At 46.3% G+C, this 1,304-nt stretch carries 1 protein-coding gene; it reads left to right on the top strand.

Going from position 1 to position 1,304, the window contains the following annotated elements:
- Window positions 1-1,304, top strand: a 1,304-nt coding sequence (locus tag QUA27_RS27200) for a GAF domain-containing sensor histidine kinase (RefSeq protein ID WP_333072155.1), incomplete at both ends; no start/stop codon positions are given.

Raw genomic sequence — 1,304 nt, 5'->3', positions numbered from 1 at the left:
TAGATTTAGCTGCCATTCTCAAAGCTTCCCAAGCTATCTCCAGCGAAATCGAACTGTCCAAACTGCTTTCATCGTTGCTTTCCATTGTCATCGAAAATGCCGGGGCAGATAAATGCGTATTAACACTGCTACGAGACGATCGCTTGGTAATTAAAGGCTCAATTACCAAGGGAAGAAACCCAGTTGTGTTGCAGAGGATTCCGGTTGAGGAAAGTCAGGAAATTCCCCTAAAGCTAATTTACAAAGTTAAGCACAACAATCAGGCTGTTGTGCTGGTGAATGCGACAGCAGATCCTACTTTAGCCAACGATCCGTATATCATGCGTCAACAGCCCAAGAGTATCTTGTGCAGTCCGATTTTGCATCAAGGCAAGTTGATGGGCATTTTATATCTGGAAAATAGTTTAGCAATAGGGGCATTTACGAGCGATCGCGTCGAACTCCTGAATCTACTTTGCGCTCAAGCCGCAATTTCCCTGGAAAATGCTCGACTTTACGAACAAGCCCAACAAATGCTAGTAGAACTGCGTGCCAGCAAAGCCCGCTTTCAAAAGCTAGTGGATAATCTTCCTGGCATAATTTATCAGATTTGCCTGGCTCCTGATGGTTCTGTTTCAATTCCCTACGTTAGTCCAGGCTGCGCCGCTCTATATGAAGTGTCACCCCAAGATTTCTTGGCAGGCATCACAGATTTTCGGATGCTGGAGCATCCAGAGGATAGCCCAGCTCTCACTGAGGCATTCATCCATTCTGCCGAAACTCTCACCCCTTTTGAACAGGAATGGCGCATTATTACGACCTCTGGCACTGTCAAATGGGTGCAGGCGGCATCACGACCGGAACGGCAAGCCGACGGCTCGATCGTCTGGGATGGCGTGATGATGGATATTAGCGATCGCAAAATTGCAGAACTTGGCTTCGAGCAAAAATCAGTGGAATTACAACAAGCATTAGACCACTTGCAAAACGCCCAATTACAAATCGTCCAAAGTGAAAAAATGTCGGCTTTAGGTAATTTAGTAGCGGGTGTGGCGCATGAAATGAATAACCCCCTGGGCTTTATTGCTGCCAGTCTCCAAGAAACTAAACCTACGATTGCCGAAGTGGTCGAACACTTGCAACTCTATCAAGAAACTTTCCCCAACCAGAGCGAGCAAATTATCGACCATGCCGAAGAAATCGATTTGGAATATACCCTAGAAGACTTACCTAAGATAATGGATTCCATGTCTGCGGCCTGTGACAGGCTGAAAAATATCAGTACCAGCCTCCGCACTTTCTCGCGTGCCGATCGAGATTATAAA

Origin of the sequence: Microcoleus harperi Pol14_C6 (assembly GCF_036701295.1) — a bacterium.
In the GTDB taxonomy this organism is placed as follows: Bacteria; Cyanobacteriota; Cyanobacteriia; order Cyanobacteriales; family Microcoleaceae; genus Microcoleus.
The sequence above is the reverse complement of the archived record's forward strand: the minus strand, read 5'-3'. Positions and strand labels throughout refer to the sequence as shown.